This is a genomic window from Leisingera aquaemixtae (genome assembly GCF_006740765.1).
GTDB classification, from domain to species: domain Bacteria; phylum Pseudomonadota; class Alphaproteobacteria; order Rhodobacterales; family Rhodobacteraceae; genus Leisingera; species Leisingera aquaemixtae.
In genome coordinates this window covers 1,229,337-1,246,438 of sequence record NZ_CP041159.1, presented here as the reverse complement: position 1 = coordinate 1,246,438, position 17,102 = coordinate 1,229,337, and the positions used below count along the sequence as shown (strand labels likewise).

Annotated in this window: 14 protein-coding genes; 9 read left to right on the top strand and 5 right to left on the bottom strand. The window is 65.9% G+C overall.

All coding sequences use genetic code 11. The annotated features are described in order from the left end of the window. Window positions 1-79 precede the first annotated feature (79 nt). From R2C4_RS07750 to R2C4_RS07740, 3 genes are all read right to left on the bottom strand, one after another. Entirely contained in the window at window positions 80-1,519 is a 1,440-nt protein-coding gene (locus R2C4_RS07750; RefSeq protein WP_167510249.1) for a tetratricopeptide repeat-containing sulfotransferase family protein, read from the bottom strand. A gap of 186 nt (window positions 1,520-1,705) precedes the next feature. Then, window positions 1,706-2,080, bottom strand: coding sequence for a hypothetical protein (locus R2C4_RS07745; RefSeq protein ID WP_058286737.1), 375 nt, complete (start codon window positions 2,078-2,080; stop codon window positions 1,706-1,708). 156 nt (window positions 2,081-2,236) lie between these two features. Further along, on the bottom strand, window positions 2,237-2,821 hold the full coding sequence (locus R2C4_RS07740; protein ID WP_141890191.1) for a lytic transglycosylase domain-containing protein: 585 nt from the start codon (window positions 2,819-2,821) through the stop codon (window positions 2,237-2,239). Window positions 2,822-3,053: 232 nt separating this feature from the next. Here R2C4_RS07740 and ssb point away from each other — a divergent pair, with 232 nt between their 5' ends. Beyond that, on the top strand, window positions 3,054-3,584 hold the full coding sequence (gene ssb, locus R2C4_RS07735) for a single-stranded DNA-binding protein (RefSeq protein ID WP_058286735.1): 531 nt from the start codon (window positions 3,054-3,056) through the stop codon (window positions 3,582-3,584). 370 nt (window positions 3,585-3,954) lie between these two features. Continuing rightward, window positions 3,955-6,156 (top strand): methyl-accepting chemotaxis protein, encoded by a 2,202-nt coding sequence (locus R2C4_RS07730; protein ID WP_167510248.1) that lies wholly within the window; start codon window positions 3,955-3,957, stop codon window positions 6,154-6,156. A gap of 92 nt (window positions 6,157-6,248) precedes the next feature. Here R2C4_RS07730 and aroB read toward each other — a convergent pair whose 3' ends face one another. Both aroB and R2C4_RS07720 read right to left on the bottom strand, forming a co-directional pair. Next, on the bottom strand, window positions 6,249-7,355 hold the full coding sequence (gene aroB, locus R2C4_RS07725; protein WP_141890189.1) for a 3-dehydroquinate synthase: 1,107 nt from the start codon (window positions 7,353-7,355) through the stop codon (window positions 6,249-6,251). After that, entirely contained in the window at window positions 7,355-7,945 is a 591-nt protein-coding gene (locus R2C4_RS07720; protein ID WP_058286733.1) for a shikimate kinase, read from the bottom strand. The genes aroB and R2C4_RS07720 overlap by 1 nt, the downstream gene beginning before the upstream one ends. 81 nt (window positions 7,946-8,026) lie before the next feature. Here R2C4_RS07720 and R2C4_RS21225 point away from each other — a divergent pair, with 81 nt between their 5' ends. The 7 genes from R2C4_RS21225 (at window position 8,027) to R2C4_RS07690 (ending at window position 17,060) form a co-directional block, all read left to right on the top strand. Next, window positions 8,027-8,176 (top strand): hypothetical protein, encoded by a 150-nt coding sequence (locus tag R2C4_RS21225; RefSeq protein ID WP_008553546.1) that lies wholly within the window; start codon window positions 8,027-8,029, stop codon window positions 8,174-8,176. 22 nt (window positions 8,177-8,198) lie between these two features. Further along, complete coding sequence (locus tag R2C4_RS07715; RefSeq protein WP_244940797.1) at window positions 8,199-9,683, top strand: hypothetical protein; 1,485 nt, start codon at window positions 8,199-8,201, stop codon at window positions 9,681-9,683. A 1-nt stretch (window position 9,684) separates the two neighbouring features. Continuing rightward, window positions 9,685-10,626 (top strand): site-specific tyrosine recombinase XerD, encoded by a 942-nt coding sequence (locus R2C4_RS07710; protein WP_141890187.1) that lies wholly within the window; start codon window positions 9,685-9,687, stop codon window positions 10,624-10,626. 83 nt (window positions 10,627-10,709) lie between these two features. Further along, window positions 10,710-12,020, top strand: a complete 1,311-nt coding sequence (locus R2C4_RS07705; protein ID WP_058286730.1) for an HlyC/CorC family transporter — start codon at window positions 10,710-10,712, stop codon at window positions 12,018-12,020. Between the two features lie 37 nt (window positions 12,021-12,057). Beyond that, window positions 12,058-13,692, top strand: coding sequence for a folate/biopterin family MFS transporter (locus R2C4_RS07700; RefSeq protein WP_141890186.1), 1,635 nt, complete (start codon window positions 12,058-12,060; stop codon window positions 13,690-13,692). 107 nt (window positions 13,693-13,799) lie between these two features. Beyond that, window positions 13,800-16,217 (top strand): GcvT family protein, encoded by a 2,418-nt coding sequence (locus R2C4_RS07695; RefSeq protein ID WP_141890185.1) that lies wholly within the window; start codon window positions 13,800-13,802, stop codon window positions 16,215-16,217. 261 nt (window positions 16,218-16,478) lie between these two features. Then, a complete protein-coding gene (locus R2C4_RS07690; protein ID WP_141890184.1) occupies window positions 16,479-17,060 on the top strand; it encodes a nucleotidyltransferase family protein in 582 nt (193 codons plus the stop codon). Window positions 17,061-17,102: the final 42 nt, after the last annotated feature.

Sequence of the window (17,102 nt, the reverse complement as noted above, 5' to 3'; positions counted from 1 at the left end):
AACAGCGCCGCGGCCTGGGCTCAGGCGGCGGCGCTTTCTGTTGCGGCAGACCGCAACCCGGTCCCCGGCAGAGCCGCGTTCAGGCGGCGTCCGGCACCAGCCTGCCGGTTTTGGCGGCATTCCGGTCCCATTGCTGCCACTGGTCAATCCACGCCTGCCCGCCCAGGGCCTCCTTGAGCGGCTCCAGCTGCGCTTCATACCGCCGCCATTTTTCCAGCCCCGCGGTATTGATGCTGTCGCGCACCTGCATCAGCGAGGCCGTCCGCACGGCGCGTGTGTTCTGTTCCGGGGAGAGGCAGTCCTCCTCCCACTCCAGGCCTGCATGCTGCAGGACGGACCGGATCTGCGCTTCGGGCCCGGTCACCAGCGCCTCGAAGGATTGCACCCGCAGCGTCTCTCCCAGCTTTGCCTGGTAGTCGAGAAGTGAACCGTACACGCAGCGGGTCATATGGCCGATCCACTCCAGCCGGGAGGAATACCAGTGGCCGGCCCCGAAGTTCATGGTGAAAATCGACAGCCCGGCGTCCAGAGGGTGGCGCGACAGGAACAGGAACCTGGCGTTGGGGAGCAGGAAGTGCGCCAGCCCCATTTCAAAACAATTGAGCGGCATCTTGTCGACCACAACCGCAGCATCCGGTCTGCCCATGGGAAAGGCGTTGTGCAGAAACAGCGTGCGGAACTGCTCCAATTCTTCACGGCCTAGCCGCCCCAGCCAGTTCCACCAGCCGGTATCGCCATACCGCCCGGCTGCATACCGGCGCACCGCGGCCGCGGTTTTGGACAGCGCCTCGCTCTCGCCGATGCTGTCGATTTGCGAGTGCCGCGTCAGGCAGGTTTCCAGCAGCGTTGTGCCGCTGCGCGGCAAACCGGTCACAAACAGCATACGGGGCGCGTCAGCAGCCTCGCCGCAGGCGGAACCGGTCCAGTCCGCCGCCAGTTGCGCGTGCAGCCGCGCGTCCTGGAAGGCGTGATCATAGCCGGTTTCGGTCAGGGCGTTGGCCTGGGCATAGTGGTCAAACGCGGTTGCCGGGGCGCCGGCCCGGTCCTCAATCACGCCCAGTGCGAAATGCGACAGGATCCGGTCGCGCTGAGAAGCACCGGTGTTCTGCACCGCCGCCCGCAACCGGGCGGCTGCGCTGCTATCGCTGGCGAAAGGTTCCAGCCGGTTCCGGGCCGCAAGCAGCCCCACGTCGCCCGGAGCCTGGCTGAGAGCCTGCTCAAACGCCTGCACGGCCCCGGCCTTGTCGCCGCTGGTGGCCCGGACGGCCGCAAGTTTGCCCCAGGCCTGCGGCAGTGCCGGATTGCTGTCCGCAAGCAGTTCAAGCAGCCGCACGGCGGTCTGGCTGTCCCCGATTTCCAGGTAGCAGGTGGCCGTGAGGTCCAGCACCCGGACATTCGACGGATCCTGCCGCAGCAAGACCAAAAGCAGCTGCAGTGCCTTGCCGTATTTCCCAGCCTTGGCCAGTTCACTGGCAGTCTCCAGAGCGCCGGCGCCGTGCTGCGCGGAAGTGTTATGCATTAAGGGCTGGTTCATCCTGGCTCCACGGTTTCCGCTGGTGCCGAGAACCATAGCGAAGCGCCGTGAAGATGCGGTAAACACACCGCGCGCCCCCCCCCTAGGCAACGCAAAACCCCATGCGCGGCGCGGCGGCGGCGGCGCATGGGGTTCCACAGAACTCTCCCACGCCCGCAGGGGACGTTACGGTCAGCTCCAGAGAACCATCATGATCATCAGCAGGTTCATCGAGGCAAATTGCATCAGCCGCGGTGCCTGCTGCCCCTTGACGGCAGCAAACAGGGCGCCCGGCACCGACGCTGCCAGTCCGGCCAGCGCCAGGCTGCCGCCGATCGCGCCCGCCAGCCCGGTGCCCGGCCCCCAGGGTGAACCGGGCAGCACCATGCCCTTGAGACCCACGCCGATCACAAGCCCCGTCACCGCGCCAGCCAGGCTCAGGACGGCGCTGCGCGGCTGCCGCGGCTGCCGGCTGCCCAGAACGCTGTCGACCACTTTACGCGTGGGCACCGCGCTCGGCTGCCAGTCAACCCGGTCAATGCGGTCGTCGAAGCCGTTGATATACAATGCATTCCCTCCTGAACCTGCCGCCAGATTCACGAAAAATTAAGGCAAATGCATGACGTCCCGTTGGAGTTAACGGGGCATTAAGAATAGTTATCCACAGATTAACCCGCGGGCAAAGATAATCCAGGCCGCGCCCGTGCGGCCGCGCAGGCAGCCTTAGCTGCCCCAGATCTTCTTCACATAGTTCTGGGTTTCCTTGTAAGGCGGCACGCCGCCGTGTTTCACCACCGCGTCCGGCCCGGCGTTATAGGCCGCCAGCGCCAGCCGCCAGGAGCCGAACTTGCGAAACTGCCGCGCCAGGTAGCGGGCGCCGCCGTCCAGGTTCTGCTTCGGCACCGCCGGGTTGACCCCCAGCGCCCGCGCCGTGGCAGGCATCAGCTGCGCCAGCCCCAGCGCCCCCTTGTGCGATTTGGCATTCGGGTTCCAGTTGCTCTCCTGCTGCACCAGGCGCAGGAACAGGTCTTCGGGCACGCCATGCTGGCGGGCGGCATCGCGCGCCATGTCCAGATACTGCCCGCGGTACTTGCCGCTATACGGCAGCGTGCCCGCGGCAGAGGGGATCCCATAGGTCTGCGGCTGCAACCGGGCGGAGTTCTTGTACTGCGCCGCCGCGCGGCCATCCAGCACACGGGTATGGGCGGCGAACAGGTCCCGCCGGTTTTTCGTGCTAAGAACCTCGGCCGCCACTGGCTGCCCTGCCCCGACAACCGCGATCACCAACCCCGCAACGGCTTTGCGCATTTCCGCTGTCCTGATACTGTCCCACTGCGCGCAATATACCCAATGCGAAACAAAATTAAAGCAACACCGGCGCAAACCGCCGTAAATCCGGCCGCCGTGCTGCCGAAAGCATCCACAGATGCCTGCTTTTCACCCTGGTCATGGGGCTATACTGTCGCCGGAACGCAGCGGGGCCGGATTCGAGCCCTGCCGCTGCTGGACAAGACGATCAGAAACTAAAGGACGGAACCCTATGGCCGGCTCACTCAATAAAGTCATGCTTATCGGCAACCTGGGCCGCGACCCCGAGGTGCGCAGCTTCCAGAACGGCGGCAAGGTCTGCAACCTGCGCATTGCCACTTCGGAAACCTGGAAGGACCGCAACACCGGCGAGCGCCGCGAAAAGACCGAATGGCACTCCGTCGCGGTCTTCAGCGAAGGCCTGGTGCGGGTATGCGAGCAGTATCTGCGCAAGGGCTCCAAGGTCTATGTCGAAGGCCAGCTGCAGACCCGCAAGTGGCAGGACCAGAGCGGCCAGGACCGCTACTCGACCGAGATCGTGCTGCAAGGCTTCGGCTCCACCCTGACCATGCTTGACGGCCGCGGCGAAGGCGGCGGCGGCGGCGGCCAGGGCGGTGGCAGCTATGGCGGCGGCGGCCAGGGCGGCGGCTACGGCGGCGGCTATGACAGCGGGTCCCAAGGCGGCGGCAGCGGCGGCGGCAGTGGCGGCGGCTACGGCGGCGGCGCCTCCCACAATATAGACGACGACGAAATCCCCTTCTAAACGCGCGTCAGCAGAACCCAACAGCAAAGCCCCCAGGCCCCGAGCCTTGGGGGCTTTTCGAATTATCACCGTGCTTTTCGACGATTTAACGATTTGCGCAGGGGCGTTTTTCTTCCGGTGAACGGCCTGCCCCCCTCTTCAGCGCGGCCGCAGAATGCGCCTTCGGCCTGTCGGCTTCCATACTTTTCCCAATGAATCCAATCCCCTAATCTGCGCGCACCGCCCGGCCGCCTGCGGCCGCCGGTGCCGGTTCCAGGCGGCTTTGCCGCGTATCCTGCCCTGCCCTCAAAGTAGCCGAATATTAAGGGAGGTCCTGCATGGTGAGCACAACCAAAGCGATACATGTGCAACAAGGGTTCAAGTTATGGGTATGCGTTTTCTCCAGCACCTGTCGATAAAGGTGAAGATCACCATGCTGTTGGCGGCGCCGCTGCTTCTCAGCCTCTGGTTTGTGGGCAACAAACTGCTGGAGCTGTACGAGCGGGCACAGGTGAATACCACGCTGGCGGGTGAGCTGCTGGAAAGCACCAGCAGCCTGGTCCATACACTGCAGGTCGAGCGCGGGATGAGCGCCGGCTATCTCGGCGGGGACTCCACGGTGATGCCGGAGGCGCTGATTAAGATCCGGCAGCAGAATGACGAAGCAATGGCCGACTTTCTCACCCGTCTGGAGGGCGTCGACCGCGACGGCCTGAACAGCGAAGCCCTGCAGTCCATTCGCGTTGTGCAGACTGAGCTGGCCCGGAAAAAAGAGGTCCGCCAGCAAATCGCCAGCCGCTCTCTGCCAGTGCGCGCCGCGGTTGACTATTACACCGCGCTGAACACAGCGCTGATCCAGGCCGGGCTTTCCGTTGCACAAACAATCGACAACACCGGGATTGCGCAAAATGCGGTCGCCCTGTCGATTTTTCTGCGCGCCAAGGATGCGGCCGGGCTGGAGCGGGCTGCCGGTGCTGTGGGCTTTGCCAATGATTGGGCTCCGGTCAACTTCCAGAACTATGTTGCAGCCAATGAACGCTACAAAGAGCGGATGAGCCGCTACCTGGATTTTGCCACTACCGGCGACCGCAACGCTGTCGCGGAAATGAACGGGCTGCCGGAGGTCAAGAAGTTCAACGCGCTGCGTGAGGCGGTGCTGACCGGCGGCGACATTGCAGGCGAAACCTCAAAATCCTTCTTTGACACTGCGACCGGTCTTCTGAAGGTTCTGCGCAGCCGGGAAACCCAGCTGATTGCGGACCTGAAGGCCGGCATGGCCGCCTACGACACCAATAACAAGGTGGCGCTTACCCAAATGGCAATCTTTGCCGGGCTCTTGCTGGCCGGTGTCCTGATCCTCGGCCTGGTGATCGCGCGCGACATGACCAGCGGCCTGTCGGTTCTGAACAAGGCGTTGAAACAGCTCGCCAGCGGCGATGCCGACGCCGAAGTTTCCGGCGCCAGCCGCCGGGACGAGATCGGCGAGGTTGCCCGCAATGTGGTCGATCTGCGCACCGTGACTCAGCAGAAACAGGAGGAGGAAACCAGGGCCGAAAAGGAGCGCCGAGAGGAAATCCTGGGCGTGGCCCGCCGTATCGGCGCCGCCCTGATGGATCTTCAGAACAAGCGGCTGGACAACCCGATCAAGGAATTCTTCCCCGTCGAGTTCAAATCGATCCGGATGGACTTCAATGACTCTCTGAAAGCGCTGAGCGGAGCGGTCTCTTCCATCGGCGAACTGACCAGCAGCGTCGACGAAAGCACCAAGTCGATTGCCGAAGCGTCGATGGATCTGGCGCACCGCACCGAGGCGGAATCGGCGACGCTGGAAAAGACCACCCATGCGATGCGCGAGCTGACCGCCAGCGTGCAGCATTCAGCGGAAAACGCAGACCGTGCCGAACGGCTGGCCGACAGCGCCCAAAGCGGCGTTGCATCCTGCGACCAGGTGGTGAAGAACACCATCGTGGCGATGGACAAGCTGCAGGAGTCCTCGCAGGAAATCTCGCAGATCACCAAGGTGATCCAGGATATCGCCTTCCAGACCAACCTGCTGGCGCTGAATGCAGGTGTCGAGGCGGCGCGGGCCGGCGAAGCGGGCCGCGGCTTTGCGGTGGTCGCCAGCGAGGTGCGCATGCTGGCGCAGCGCTGTGCCGACGCGGTGCAGCAGATCGACGAACTGACCGCGCGCAGCTCCGAGCAGGTCAAGAACGGCGCCGCGCTTGTCGATCAGGCCGGCCAGGCAATGTCCAGCGTGAACGAGCAGGTCGGGGAGATTTCCAACCTGGTCGTTGAGATCGCCGGCAATATCAAGGAGCAGTCGGTGCAGATGGGCGACGTCAACACTGCCGTCGGAGAACTGGAAGTGATGGCGCAGCAGAATGCCGCCATGGCCGAGCAGACCACCGCCGCCACCACCTCCTTGTCCGAGCAGGCGCAGGAACTGCGGGAGCTTGTCACCCAGTTCACCGTGCCGCAGGCGTCCGGGCCGCTGGATGCGCTCCCCCGCCCGTCAAACGGGGCCGCGCCGCACAGGGCTATCGACTTTGACGACGACCGGACCGGCTATGACCCCGGCAGCGCCGCGGCCTGAGACGGTCCGCCGCCGCTGGCGGTAAAAAAATCAGGGCAGCCGCAACGGCTGCCCTGATTGCGTATCCTGTCTCAGCGGGCTCATCCCGCCGGTCAGGCTCCGGCGCTGCGCAGCACCGACAGCACTTGGTCCGGCGGCACGTCGCCAGTCACGAAGGCCTCGCCGATGCCGCGCGCCAGGATGAACCGCAGCTGGCCCGCGACCACCTTCTTGTCTTGGCCCATCAGCTCCAGCAGCGCCTCGGCGCCCGGCAGCTCGCCGGGGATATCCGCCAGATCGGTCTTCATCCCCATAGCCTTCAGATGCGCCCGCACCCGGCTCGGGTCCTCCTGCGAACACAGGCCCAGCTTCGCCGACAGCTCAAACGCCAGCGCGCAGCCGATGGCCACGCCTTCGCCGTGCAGCAGCCGGTCCGAATACCCGGTCGCCGCCTCCAGCGCGTGACAGAAGGTATGGCCGAGGTTCAGCAGCGCCCGGTCGCCCTGCTCGGTCTCGTCGCGCACCACGATATCCGCTTTCATCTGCACCGAGCGCGCCACCGCCTCGACCCGCGCCGCCACATCACCTTCGGCCAGCGCCGGGCCGTTGTCCTCGAGCCAGGCAAAGAATTCGGCATCTCCCAGCAGGCCGTATTTCACCACTTCGCCATAGCCGGACAGGAAATCGCGCGGCTGCAGCGTCTCCAGCACCGAAGTGTCGGCCAGCACCAGCGAGGGCTGATGGAAGGCGCCGATCAGGTTCTTGCCCTGCGGCGCGTTGATGCCGGTTTTGCCGCCGACCGAGCTGTCGACCTGGGCTAAAAGCGAGGTCGGGATCTGCACGAAGCGCACCCCGCGGCGCAGCACGGCGGCGGCGAACCCCGCCAGGTCGCCGATCACCCCGCCGCCAAAGGCGACAACCACGTCGCCCCGCTCCACCTTCTGCTCCAGAAGCCACTCCACCGACCGGGTGAATTGCGGCCAGCCCTTGGTCGCCTCGCCCGGCGGCAGCGCCAGCGCAGTCATTTCCACCCCGGCAGCCGCCAGCCCGGCACGCAAGGCGTCCAGATGCTTCTCCGCCACGGTCTCGTCGGTCAGCACCGCCACCTGCGGCCGTTTCAGCAGCGGCTTGATCCGCTCGCCTGCCTGCGCCAGCAGCCCGGGCCCGATCACCACGTCATAGGCGCGTTCGCCCAAGGGCACGTGAACCGTGCGTTCCATCATTTCCACTCCAGTACGTCGGGGCGTGCCTTCAAGGCGTCGAGCACGCGGTCAACCATGGTTTCGATCGCAGCCTGGCCGTCGGAGGCAACGGTCAGGTCGGCCTTGGCATAAAGCGGCACCCGCTGCTCGTACAGGCCCCTGAGCGTCGCATAGGGGTCGGCGGTGCGCAGCAGCGGCCGGGTGTCGCGGTGGCGGACCCGGTTCCACAGCACATCAAGGCCGGCATCCAGCCAGACAGAGACCCCCTTGGCGGTGATCACTTCGCGGTTTTCCTGCGCCAGGAAGGCGCCGCCGCCGGTCGACAGCACGCCGCGCTCCTCCTCCAGCAGGCGGGCAATCACCTGCCGCTCCTTCTGGCGGAAAAACGGCTCACCGTCGCGGGCGAAGATCTCCGGGATGGTCATGTTGGCAGCGGCCTCGATTTCATGGTCGCTGTCCAGAAAGGGCACATTCAGCCGGGCCGCCAGCGCCCGCCCCACAGCGGTCTTGCCGGCGCCCATCATCCCCACCATCACGATGGTTTTCTTCAGTTTCCCAGGCGCCGGGCCTGCTGCCTTCTGGCCGCTGATTTGCTCTTTTTCGCTCATTCTTCAGTGAATGACGTGATCTTGCGCAAAAGGGAATATATAACTTGGTCAAAAGAGCAGGAAACAGGCATTGGACACGTTATGGGGCGATTGATTAAGTATCTGGTCTATTTGGTACTTCTCGCCGGGATCGGGCTGGTCGGCTACGCCTATGTCGGGCCGTGGTTCGGCGCCGATTTCCGCGCGCCCAGCACCGAAGTGCGCAAGCCGGTGGTGCTGAATGCGGATTAAAGCGGCTGCCGCAGGGGTTATGATGGCAGGCAGTGCCCTCGCCAATGAGCCCCTGGCAGCGATCGACTGGCTGAACCAGCCGCTGCCGCGCAGCGGGCTGCCCGGCACCGTGCTGCTGGAGCCGCCGGTCTCGGGCACTGCCACGGTGCCGCCGGTCTCTGTCACCCCGCTGGAGGCACTTAAGCCGCCCGTCGGGCTGGTGCCGGCCGCGGCCACCGGGCTGCCGCCGGACATGTGGCGCGGCAGCAGTGCGGATGACATCGCCCAGCTGATCGAAACCGTGCCGGTGCGCGGCAGCGCGGCAATGCAGGCGCTGCTGTTCACGCTGCTGCTGTCCGAAAGCCGCCCGCCCGCCGAGTCCAGCGACCGGATTCTGCTGGCCCGGCTGGACCGGCTGCTGGCGCTGGGGGCTGCGGACCCGTCGCAGGCGCTGGCGGAGCACGCAGGCCCCGCCGCCAGCAAGGAACGCTTTGCCCGCTGGTTCAACGCCACGCTGCTGACCGGCAGCGAGGATGGCTCCTGCAAGGCGCTTGCCGCCGCGCCGCATCTGGCGGACAGCTATGACGCCAGGATCTTCTGCGCCGCGCGGCGCGGCGACTGGCCGACCGCGGCACTGATGCTGGAGACCGCCCACGCGCTGGAGCTGCTGCCAAAGGAGCGGATGGATCTGCTGGACCGGTTCCTGAACCCCGACCTGTTCGAGATGGCGCCGCCGCTGAGCCACCCCGCGCAGCCGGACCCGCTGGCGTTCCGCCTGTTCGAAACCATTGGCGAGCCGATGCCCACGGCGCCGCTGCCGCCGGCCTTTGCCGCGGCGGACCTGCGCGACATTGCCGGCTGGAAGGCGCAGCTGGAGGCGGCAGAACGGCTGGCCCGCGGCGGTGCGCTGAACCCCAATCAGTACCTTGGCCTGTTCAGCGACCGCAAACCGGCCGCGTCGGGCGGCATCTGGGACCGGGTGGCCGCGGTGCAGAAGCTGGAGCACGACCTGAATTCCGGCGACGCCGGCGCGCTGGCCGCCTCCCTGCCCCGCGCCTGGGAGGCGATGCAGCAGGCGGGCACCGAAACCGTCTTCGCCGACCTCTTTGCGGAACCGCTGGCCCGGGCAGAGCTGACCGGCGCGGAAGAGGCGCTGGCCTGGCGCATCCGCCTGCTGTCGCCGCTATATGAGCTTGCCGCGGATGACACCCCTGCGGCGGGTGCCTTGGAACAGTTCCTGGCAGCCCTCGCCCGCGGACGCCCCGGCGATGCCCCGGCCCCGTCGCCGCTGGCCGAAGCCATCGCGCTGGGGTTTGCCGCTGAACCGCCGGTTCCGGACAGGATCCGGCAGCTCTTGGACAACGGGCAGCTGGGCGAGGCGATCCTGCGCAGCATGGTGCTGTTTGCGCAAGGCTCCGACGGCAACCTGGGCGATCTGACCGCGGCGCTCGCCGCTTTCCGCGCTGTCGGGCTGGAGGACACCGCCCGGCGCGCCTCGCTCCAGCTGATGCTGCTGGAGCGGCAGTGACATGCCTGCCCCCGCTGCGAATTTCCAATGGATTTCCACTTTTCTCGATGCCCAGGCCGCAGAGACCGGCGCCTCGCAGAACACGCTCCTGGCCTATGGCCGCGATCTCAAGGACCTGACCGGCTGGCTGGAGCACCGCTCGCTGGATTTCAGCACCGCCTCCCAGGACGATATCGAGGCCTATCTGATCAGTTGCGACGCGCAAGGCCTGGCCCGCTCCACCCGGGCGCGGCGGCTGTCGGCGGTCAAGCAGATCTACCGTTTCGCCTTTGAGGAAGGCTGGCGGCAGGACAACCCCGCCATCCAGATCCGCGGGCCGGGACGCGAAAAAAGGCTGCCGAAAACGCTGGAGGTGATCGAGGTCGACCGCCTGCTGGACGCTGCCCGCCAGACCGGCCGCAGCGAGGCCGACCGGCTGCGCAATACCTGCCTGATGGAGCTGCTTTATGCCACCGGGATGCGGGTGACAGAGCTGGTCTCGCTGCCGGTCTCCGCCGCCCGCGGCGACCCGCGGATGCTGTTGATCCTGGGCAAAGGCGGCAAGGAACGCATGGTGCCGCTGTCGCCGCCCGCCCGCGAGGCGCTGGCGCAGTGGCTGCTGGTGCGCGACGCAGCGGAGGACGAACGAGAGCTGAAGGGCAATCCGGCCTCGCGGTTCCTGTTCCCCTCGCGCGGCAAATCCGGCCACCTGACCCGGCACCGGTTCTATCTGCTGATCAAAGAGCTGGCCGTGACCGGAGGCGTTTCGCCGGATAAGGTGACGCCGCACACCCTGCGTCATGCGTTTGCCACCCATCTGCTGGCCAATGGCGCCGACCTGCGCGCCATCCAGGCGCTGCTGGGGCACGCGGACATTGCCACCACCGAGATCTACACCCATGTGCTGGACGCCCGGCTGCAGGAACTGGTGCTGGAGCATCACCCGCTGGCCAAGCGCGGCTGACGGCGCCCGCAGAACTTGAAGCGCCGTCTCTAAGACCCCATAACTACGGGGAACATTCAACCGATCGGATCTCTGGACCTCTCATGGACACCGCCACCACAGTACTCGACAGCGCCTTTTGGACCACTGCCGGGGCCATCGTGCTGCTGCTTGTGCTTTCCGGCTTCTTTTCAGGCTCGGAAACTGCGCTGACCGCCGCCTCGCGCGGGAAGCTGCGCAGCCAGGCCGACAAGGGCTCCCGCGGCGCTCAACTCGCGCTCAAGATTACCGAAGACAACGAACGGCTGATCGGCTCGGTGTTGCTGGGCAACAACCTGGTCAACATCCTTGCAGCCTCGCTCGCCACGGCGCTGTTCACCCGCGCCTTCGGCGAGGGCGGCGTGGCGCTCGCGACTGTGGTGATGACCCTTCTGGTGCTGATCTTTGCCGAGGTGCTGCCCAAGACTTACGCCATTTCCAACTCTGAAAAGGCCGCCGCCGCCGTCGCCCCGGTGATCGGCTTCCTGGTCACGGTGCTGTCGCCGGTGGTCGGCACCGTGCGGCTGCTGGTGCGCGGCGTGCTGCGCATCTTCGGGGTCCGGATCGACCCGGACAGCCACATCATGGCGGTGCGCGAAGAGATTGCCGGCGCCCTGCACCTGGGCCATTCCGAAGGCGTTGTTGAGAAAGAGGACCGCGACCGCATCCTGGGCGCGCTGGATCTGTCCGACCGCTTTGTCGAGGAAATCATGCTGCACCGCTCCAACATCGAGATGATCGACGCGGATGCGGAGCCGGAAACCATTCTGGAACAATGCCTGCAAAGCCAGCACACCCGCCTGCCGGTGTTCCGCGGCGAGCAGGAAAACATCATCGGCGTGGTCCACGCCAAGGATCTGTTCCGGACGATGTACACCGAGGCCGGCGGCGCCGGCGGCGACACCGGACGGCTCAAATCCTTTGACATCACCGAGGTCGCCAAAGCCCCCTATTTCGTGCCGGAAACCACCACACTGGACGAGCAGATGCGCCAGTTCCTGCGGATGCGCTCGCACTTCGCGCTGGTGGTGGATGAATACGGCGCCCTGCAGGGGCTGATCACGCTGGAAGATATTCTGGAAGAGATCGTCGGCGAGATCACCGACGAATTCGACCCGGACGAGGAGAGCATCGTCAAAAAGACGCCTGACGGCTCCTACCTGGTTGACGGTGCCGCCACCATCCGCGACGTGAACCGCGCCACCGAATGGAACCTGCCGGATGACGAGGCCAACACCATTGCCGGCCTGGTGATCCACGAGGCGCAGATGATCCCCACCAAGGGTCAGGTGTTCTCCTTCCACGGCTTCCGCTTCGAGGTGACCGAGCGGGAGGGCAACCGGGTCACCGGGCTCAGGATCCGGCCCCTGTCATGATCTCCGGAATGCGTCCCGGCATCTGTCAGGTGCAGCCGTGACGCGTGCGGCGGCGCTGGCCTGGAATGGCTTTGACAGGGTTGTGCTGGAGCTGTTCCGGCAGCTCCGCTGGTCCTTCCTGCCGCCGCTGCTGATCTATTTCGCCTACGGCGCGCAGGGCATCACCACCGTCGCCGCCTCGTTTTTCGTCAAGGAATACCTGGACTTCTCCGCCGCCTTTCTGGCGGGGCTGGCGTTCTGGGTGGGCCTGCCCTGGGCGCTGAAAATGCCGCTGGGGCATCTGGTCGACCTGATCTGGCGCTGGAAATACCTGCTGATCCTTGCCGGTGCCGGGCTGATGGCCGGCAGCTACGGCATTCTGGCCGCGATGGTGCTGGAGCCGCAGATGATGGGCGCGCTGATGCCGCTGGGGGCCTGGTATGTCACCGCCGCGCTGCTGGCCCCCTGCGGGTTCGTGCTGCAGGACGTGGTGGCCGACGCGATGTCGGTCGAGGCGGTGCCCCACACCGACGCCCGCGGCAATCCCCTGCCCGAGGCCGAGACCAAATCCCTGCACACCACCATGCAGACCTTCGGGCGCATCGCGCTGATCGGCGGCTCCAGCGCTGCCGCCGCCTTGAACGTCGCCCTGTTTGACGGTGCCGGCGCGCTGCCGCAGCCGGAGAAGGGCGCGCTTTACGGCTTTGTCTTCACCCTCGCCCTGCTGATCCCGGTGATCTCGCTGTCTGGTGTGGCGCTGGCGATCTGGCAAAAGTGGCGCAAGGCTGCGCGGCTGCGCCGGGCTGGTGTCGCGGAGCATGAGATCCGCAGCCGCATCGAACTCCCGCGTGAGCCGGTTGCGCCGAACTATTGGTATTTCATCGGCGGCGGCGCCTTTGTTGCGCTGTCGCTGGCCGTGGGTCTGGGCGATGTGCCTTATTCGCAGGAAATCGTCTTTGCCGGCTCCATGGCCATCGTGCTGTTCCTGATGCGCCAGCTGGTGGCGGTGCTGCCCACCGACCAGGCCCGCGCCCTGATCGGCACCGCCATCATCATCTTTGTCTACCGCGCCACGCCCCTGCGCGGCCCTGGCGCCACCTGGTTCGAGATCGACGTGCTGGGATTTGATCAGCAATTTCTGTCGGTCCTGTCCCTTATCACCTCGCTGCTGACGCTGGCGGGCATGCTGATCTTCCGCCCGATGATGGCCAGCCGCCCGATTGCCTGGATCGTTGTATTTCTGGCGATCACCGAGGCCGTCCTCAGCCTGCCCAACATCGCGCTGTATTACGGCGCCCACCACTGGACCGCTGCGATGACCGGCGGCGTGGTCGATGCCCGCTTCATCGCCATTGTCGACACCGCGGTCGAATCCCCGCTGGGCCAGGTCGCGATGATCCCGATGCTCGCCTGGATCGCCCGCAACGCGCCCTCGGGGCTCAAGGCCACCTTCTTTGCGGTCATGGCCTCCTTCACCAATCTGGCGCTTTCCGCCTCCAGCCTGGGCACGAAATACCTGAACCAGATCTTTGTGGTGACGCGAGAGGTGACAGATTCGGCTGGCGCCATCACCACGCCCGCCGACTATTCCCAGCTGGGCATGCTGCTGATCACCGTTGGCGTGATCCTCCTGGCCGCGCCGCTCACCGCGATTTTCATCATCCAGAACAGCCGCTTCCGTACATCAGAATAACCCTGCAGCCGCCCGCCCATTGTGCGGCGTCACGCAGGGCGGTTTTTCTTCTGGACTACTGTTCACTTCTGTACAGAATGCAGGAAACGCCTATCAGGGAGGCCCACATGAAAACCACCACCCGCGTGGCAGTGATCGGCGGCGGCGTCGTCGGCTGCTCTGTCCTCTACCACTTGACCAAGCTCGGCTGGTCCGACGTCATGCTGATCGAACGGTCCGAGCTGACCAGCGGCTCCACCTGGCACGCGGCGGGCGGCTTCCATACCCTCAATGGCGACACCAACATGGCGGCGCTGCAGGGCTACACCATCAAGCTCTACAAGGAGCTGGAAGCGATCACCGGCATGTCCTGCGGCCTCCACCACGTCGGCGGCGTCACCCTGGCCGAGACCCAGGAACGCTTCGACATGCTGAAGGCAGAGCGCGCCAAGCACCGTTTCATGGGGCTGGAAACCGAAATCGTCTCCCCCGAGGAAATCAAAAAGATCGCCCCGGTCACCAACGTGGACGGCATCATCGGCGGGTTGTATGACCCGCTCGACGGCCACCTCGACCCCTCAGGAACCACCCACGCCTATGCCAAGGCCGCGCGCATGGGCGGCGCCACGATTGAGACCCATTGCAAGGTTATCGAGACCAACCAGCGCCCCGACGGCACCTGGGACGTGGTGACCAGCAAGGGCACCATTCACGCCGAACACGTCGTCAACGCTGGCGGCCTCTGGGCGCGCGAGGTCGGCGCGATGGCCGGCGTCTACATGCCCCTGCACCCGATGGAGCACCAGTATATCGTCACCGACGAGGTGCCGATGATCGCGGAAATCATCGACGCAGGCGGCGAGCATCCGCATGTGATGGACCCGGCCGGCGAAAGCTACCTGCGCCAGGAGGGCCGCGGCCTCTGCATCGGCTTCTACGAACAGCCCTGCAAACCCTGGGCGGTCGACGGCACGCCATGGGACTTCGGCCACGAACTGCTGCCCGATGACTTCGACAAGATCGAGGACTCCATCGCCTTCGCCTACAAACGCTTCCCCGCGCTGGAGGCCGCGGGCGTCAAATCAGTGATCCACGGCCCCTTCACCTTTGCCCCCGACGGCAACCCGCTGGTCGGCCCGGTGCCCGGCATGCGCAGTTACTGGTCTGCCTGCGCGGTGATGGCCGGCTTCTCCCAGGGAGGCGGCGTCGGGCTGATGCTCGCGCAATGGATGGTTGAGGGCGAATGCGAACGCGACACTTTCGCGATGGACTGCGCCCGCTTCGGCGATTGGATCACCCCAGGCTACACCCGCCCGAAAGTCATTGAAAACTATCAGAAACGCTTCTCCATCGCTTACCCGAACGAGGAACTGCCCGCCGCCCGCCCGTTCCGCACCACCCCGATGCACGACATCTTCGATGGCATGGGCGCAGTCTGGGGCGCGCAATACGGGCTTGAGGTCCCGAACTACTTCGCCGAAGGGGATGAGCCGCGCTATGAGACCCCCTCCTTCCGCCGCTCCAACGCCTTTGAGGCCACCGCGCGTGAGGTCAAAGCCGTGCGCGAGAACGTCGGCATCAACGAGGTCCACAATTTCGGCAAGTACCTGGTCAAGGGCACCGGCGCCCGCGCCTGGCTCGACCGCATCATGGCCGGACGCGTTCCGCAGCCAGGCCGCCTGTCGCTGACCCCGATGCTGTCGCCCAAGGCCCGCCTGATCGGGGACTTCACCATCTCTTGCCTCTCCGAGGAAGAATTCCAGCTCACCGCCTCTTATGGCTCCCAAGCCTATCATATGCGCTGGTTCCTGCAGAACCTGGACAACGGCGTCAGCCTGGAAAACATCTCCGATACCCGCACCGGCTTCCAGATCGCAGGGCCCAGGGCCCGCGAGGTGCTGCAATCCTGTACCCGCAGGGACATCTCGGATATGCGCTTCATGGATGTGCGCCGCCTGACCGTGGGCATGGCCGACTGCATCGTGCAGCGGGTCAGCTACACCGGCGATCTGGGGTATGAGATCTACTGCGGCCTGCCCAGCCAGCGCGCCCTGTGGGACGCGCTCTGGACCGCTGGCCAGCCCCTCGGCATGAAGCCCTTCGGCATGCGGGCCATGATGTCGCTGCGCCTGGACAAGTTCTTTGGCTCCTGGCTGCGCGAGTTCTCGCCCGACTACACGGCGGCGGAGACCGGGCTGGACCGCTTTATCTCCTTCAAAAAACCGGTTGATTTCATTGGCCGCGCCGCCGCTGAGGCGGAACGGGACGCGATGCCAGCCCGCCGGCTGTGCGCCTTTGAGGTGGAGGCTGACGACGCAGATGTGGTCGCCCATGAACCGATCTGGCTCGACGGCGCGGTTGTCGGATTCTGCACCTCCGGCGGCTACTCCCACCACGCGCAGAAATCCATCGCGCTCGGCTTTGTGCCCACGGACCGCGCGCAGGAAGGTCTGGAGGTCGAGATCGAGATCCTCGGCAAGATGCACAAAGCCCGCCTGATCACCCAGCCGCTGTTCGACGCCGGTGGCGCCCGGATGCGCGGCTGAAGCCCTCAGGCAGGTCAGCATGCCTGACCTGCCTGCCCCCTGTTGCCACACCAGCGCACGGTGACCCGGCGTCCGCTCCGCAACGGATAGGACAGCCCCCTTACCCGAATGTTTCGCGCGCGAGACATTTGGTCAGCTTCACTGACCCACTCTATAACAACGCATCTTCGCGTCTTTCTCTGGATCCGCCTCTTCATCTGGCTAAAAATATCCCCGCCGGAGGCATCCGGCCGCGCCCCCAGACCGAAGGACCGGGATTTCATGACCGCCATCGCCATCCTCCTGCTTGCTGCAGGCGCCTCCGCCCGGATGCAGGGCCGCGACAAGCTGATGGAGACGGTGGACGGCCAGCCCCTGCTGTCGCTGATGTGCCGCCGCGCCGCGCTGACCGGGCTGCCGGTCTATGTGACTCTGCCCGGCCTCACCCATCCCCGCGCCGCCGCCATCGGCACGTCGGCGCCCGTCGCGGTCGCGGACGCGGCCGAAGGCATGGCCGCCTCGATCCGCCGCGGCGTGGCGGCGCTGCCCGAAGGCTGCGAAGGCGTGATGATCCTGCCTGCCGACATGCCGGAGGTTGAGACCCGCGACATGCTGCATCTGGCGGCGCAGTTCCGCGGCGGCAGCGGCCCCACCCTGCGCGCCACCGCCGAGGACGGAACCCCGGGCCACCCGGTGCTGTTCCCGCGCCGCTGTTTTGAAGCCTTGCAGGCCCTCAGCGGCGATCAGGGCGCCCGCAGCCTGCTGACGCGGGACAACGTGCTGCCGGTTGCCCTGCCCGGCCGCCGCGCGCTGACCGATCTGGACACGCCCGAAGACTGGGCCGCCTGGCGCCGCCGCCGCTGACCCGCAGCGCACAAACAGAGAAGGCAGGGCACAAAGCCCTGC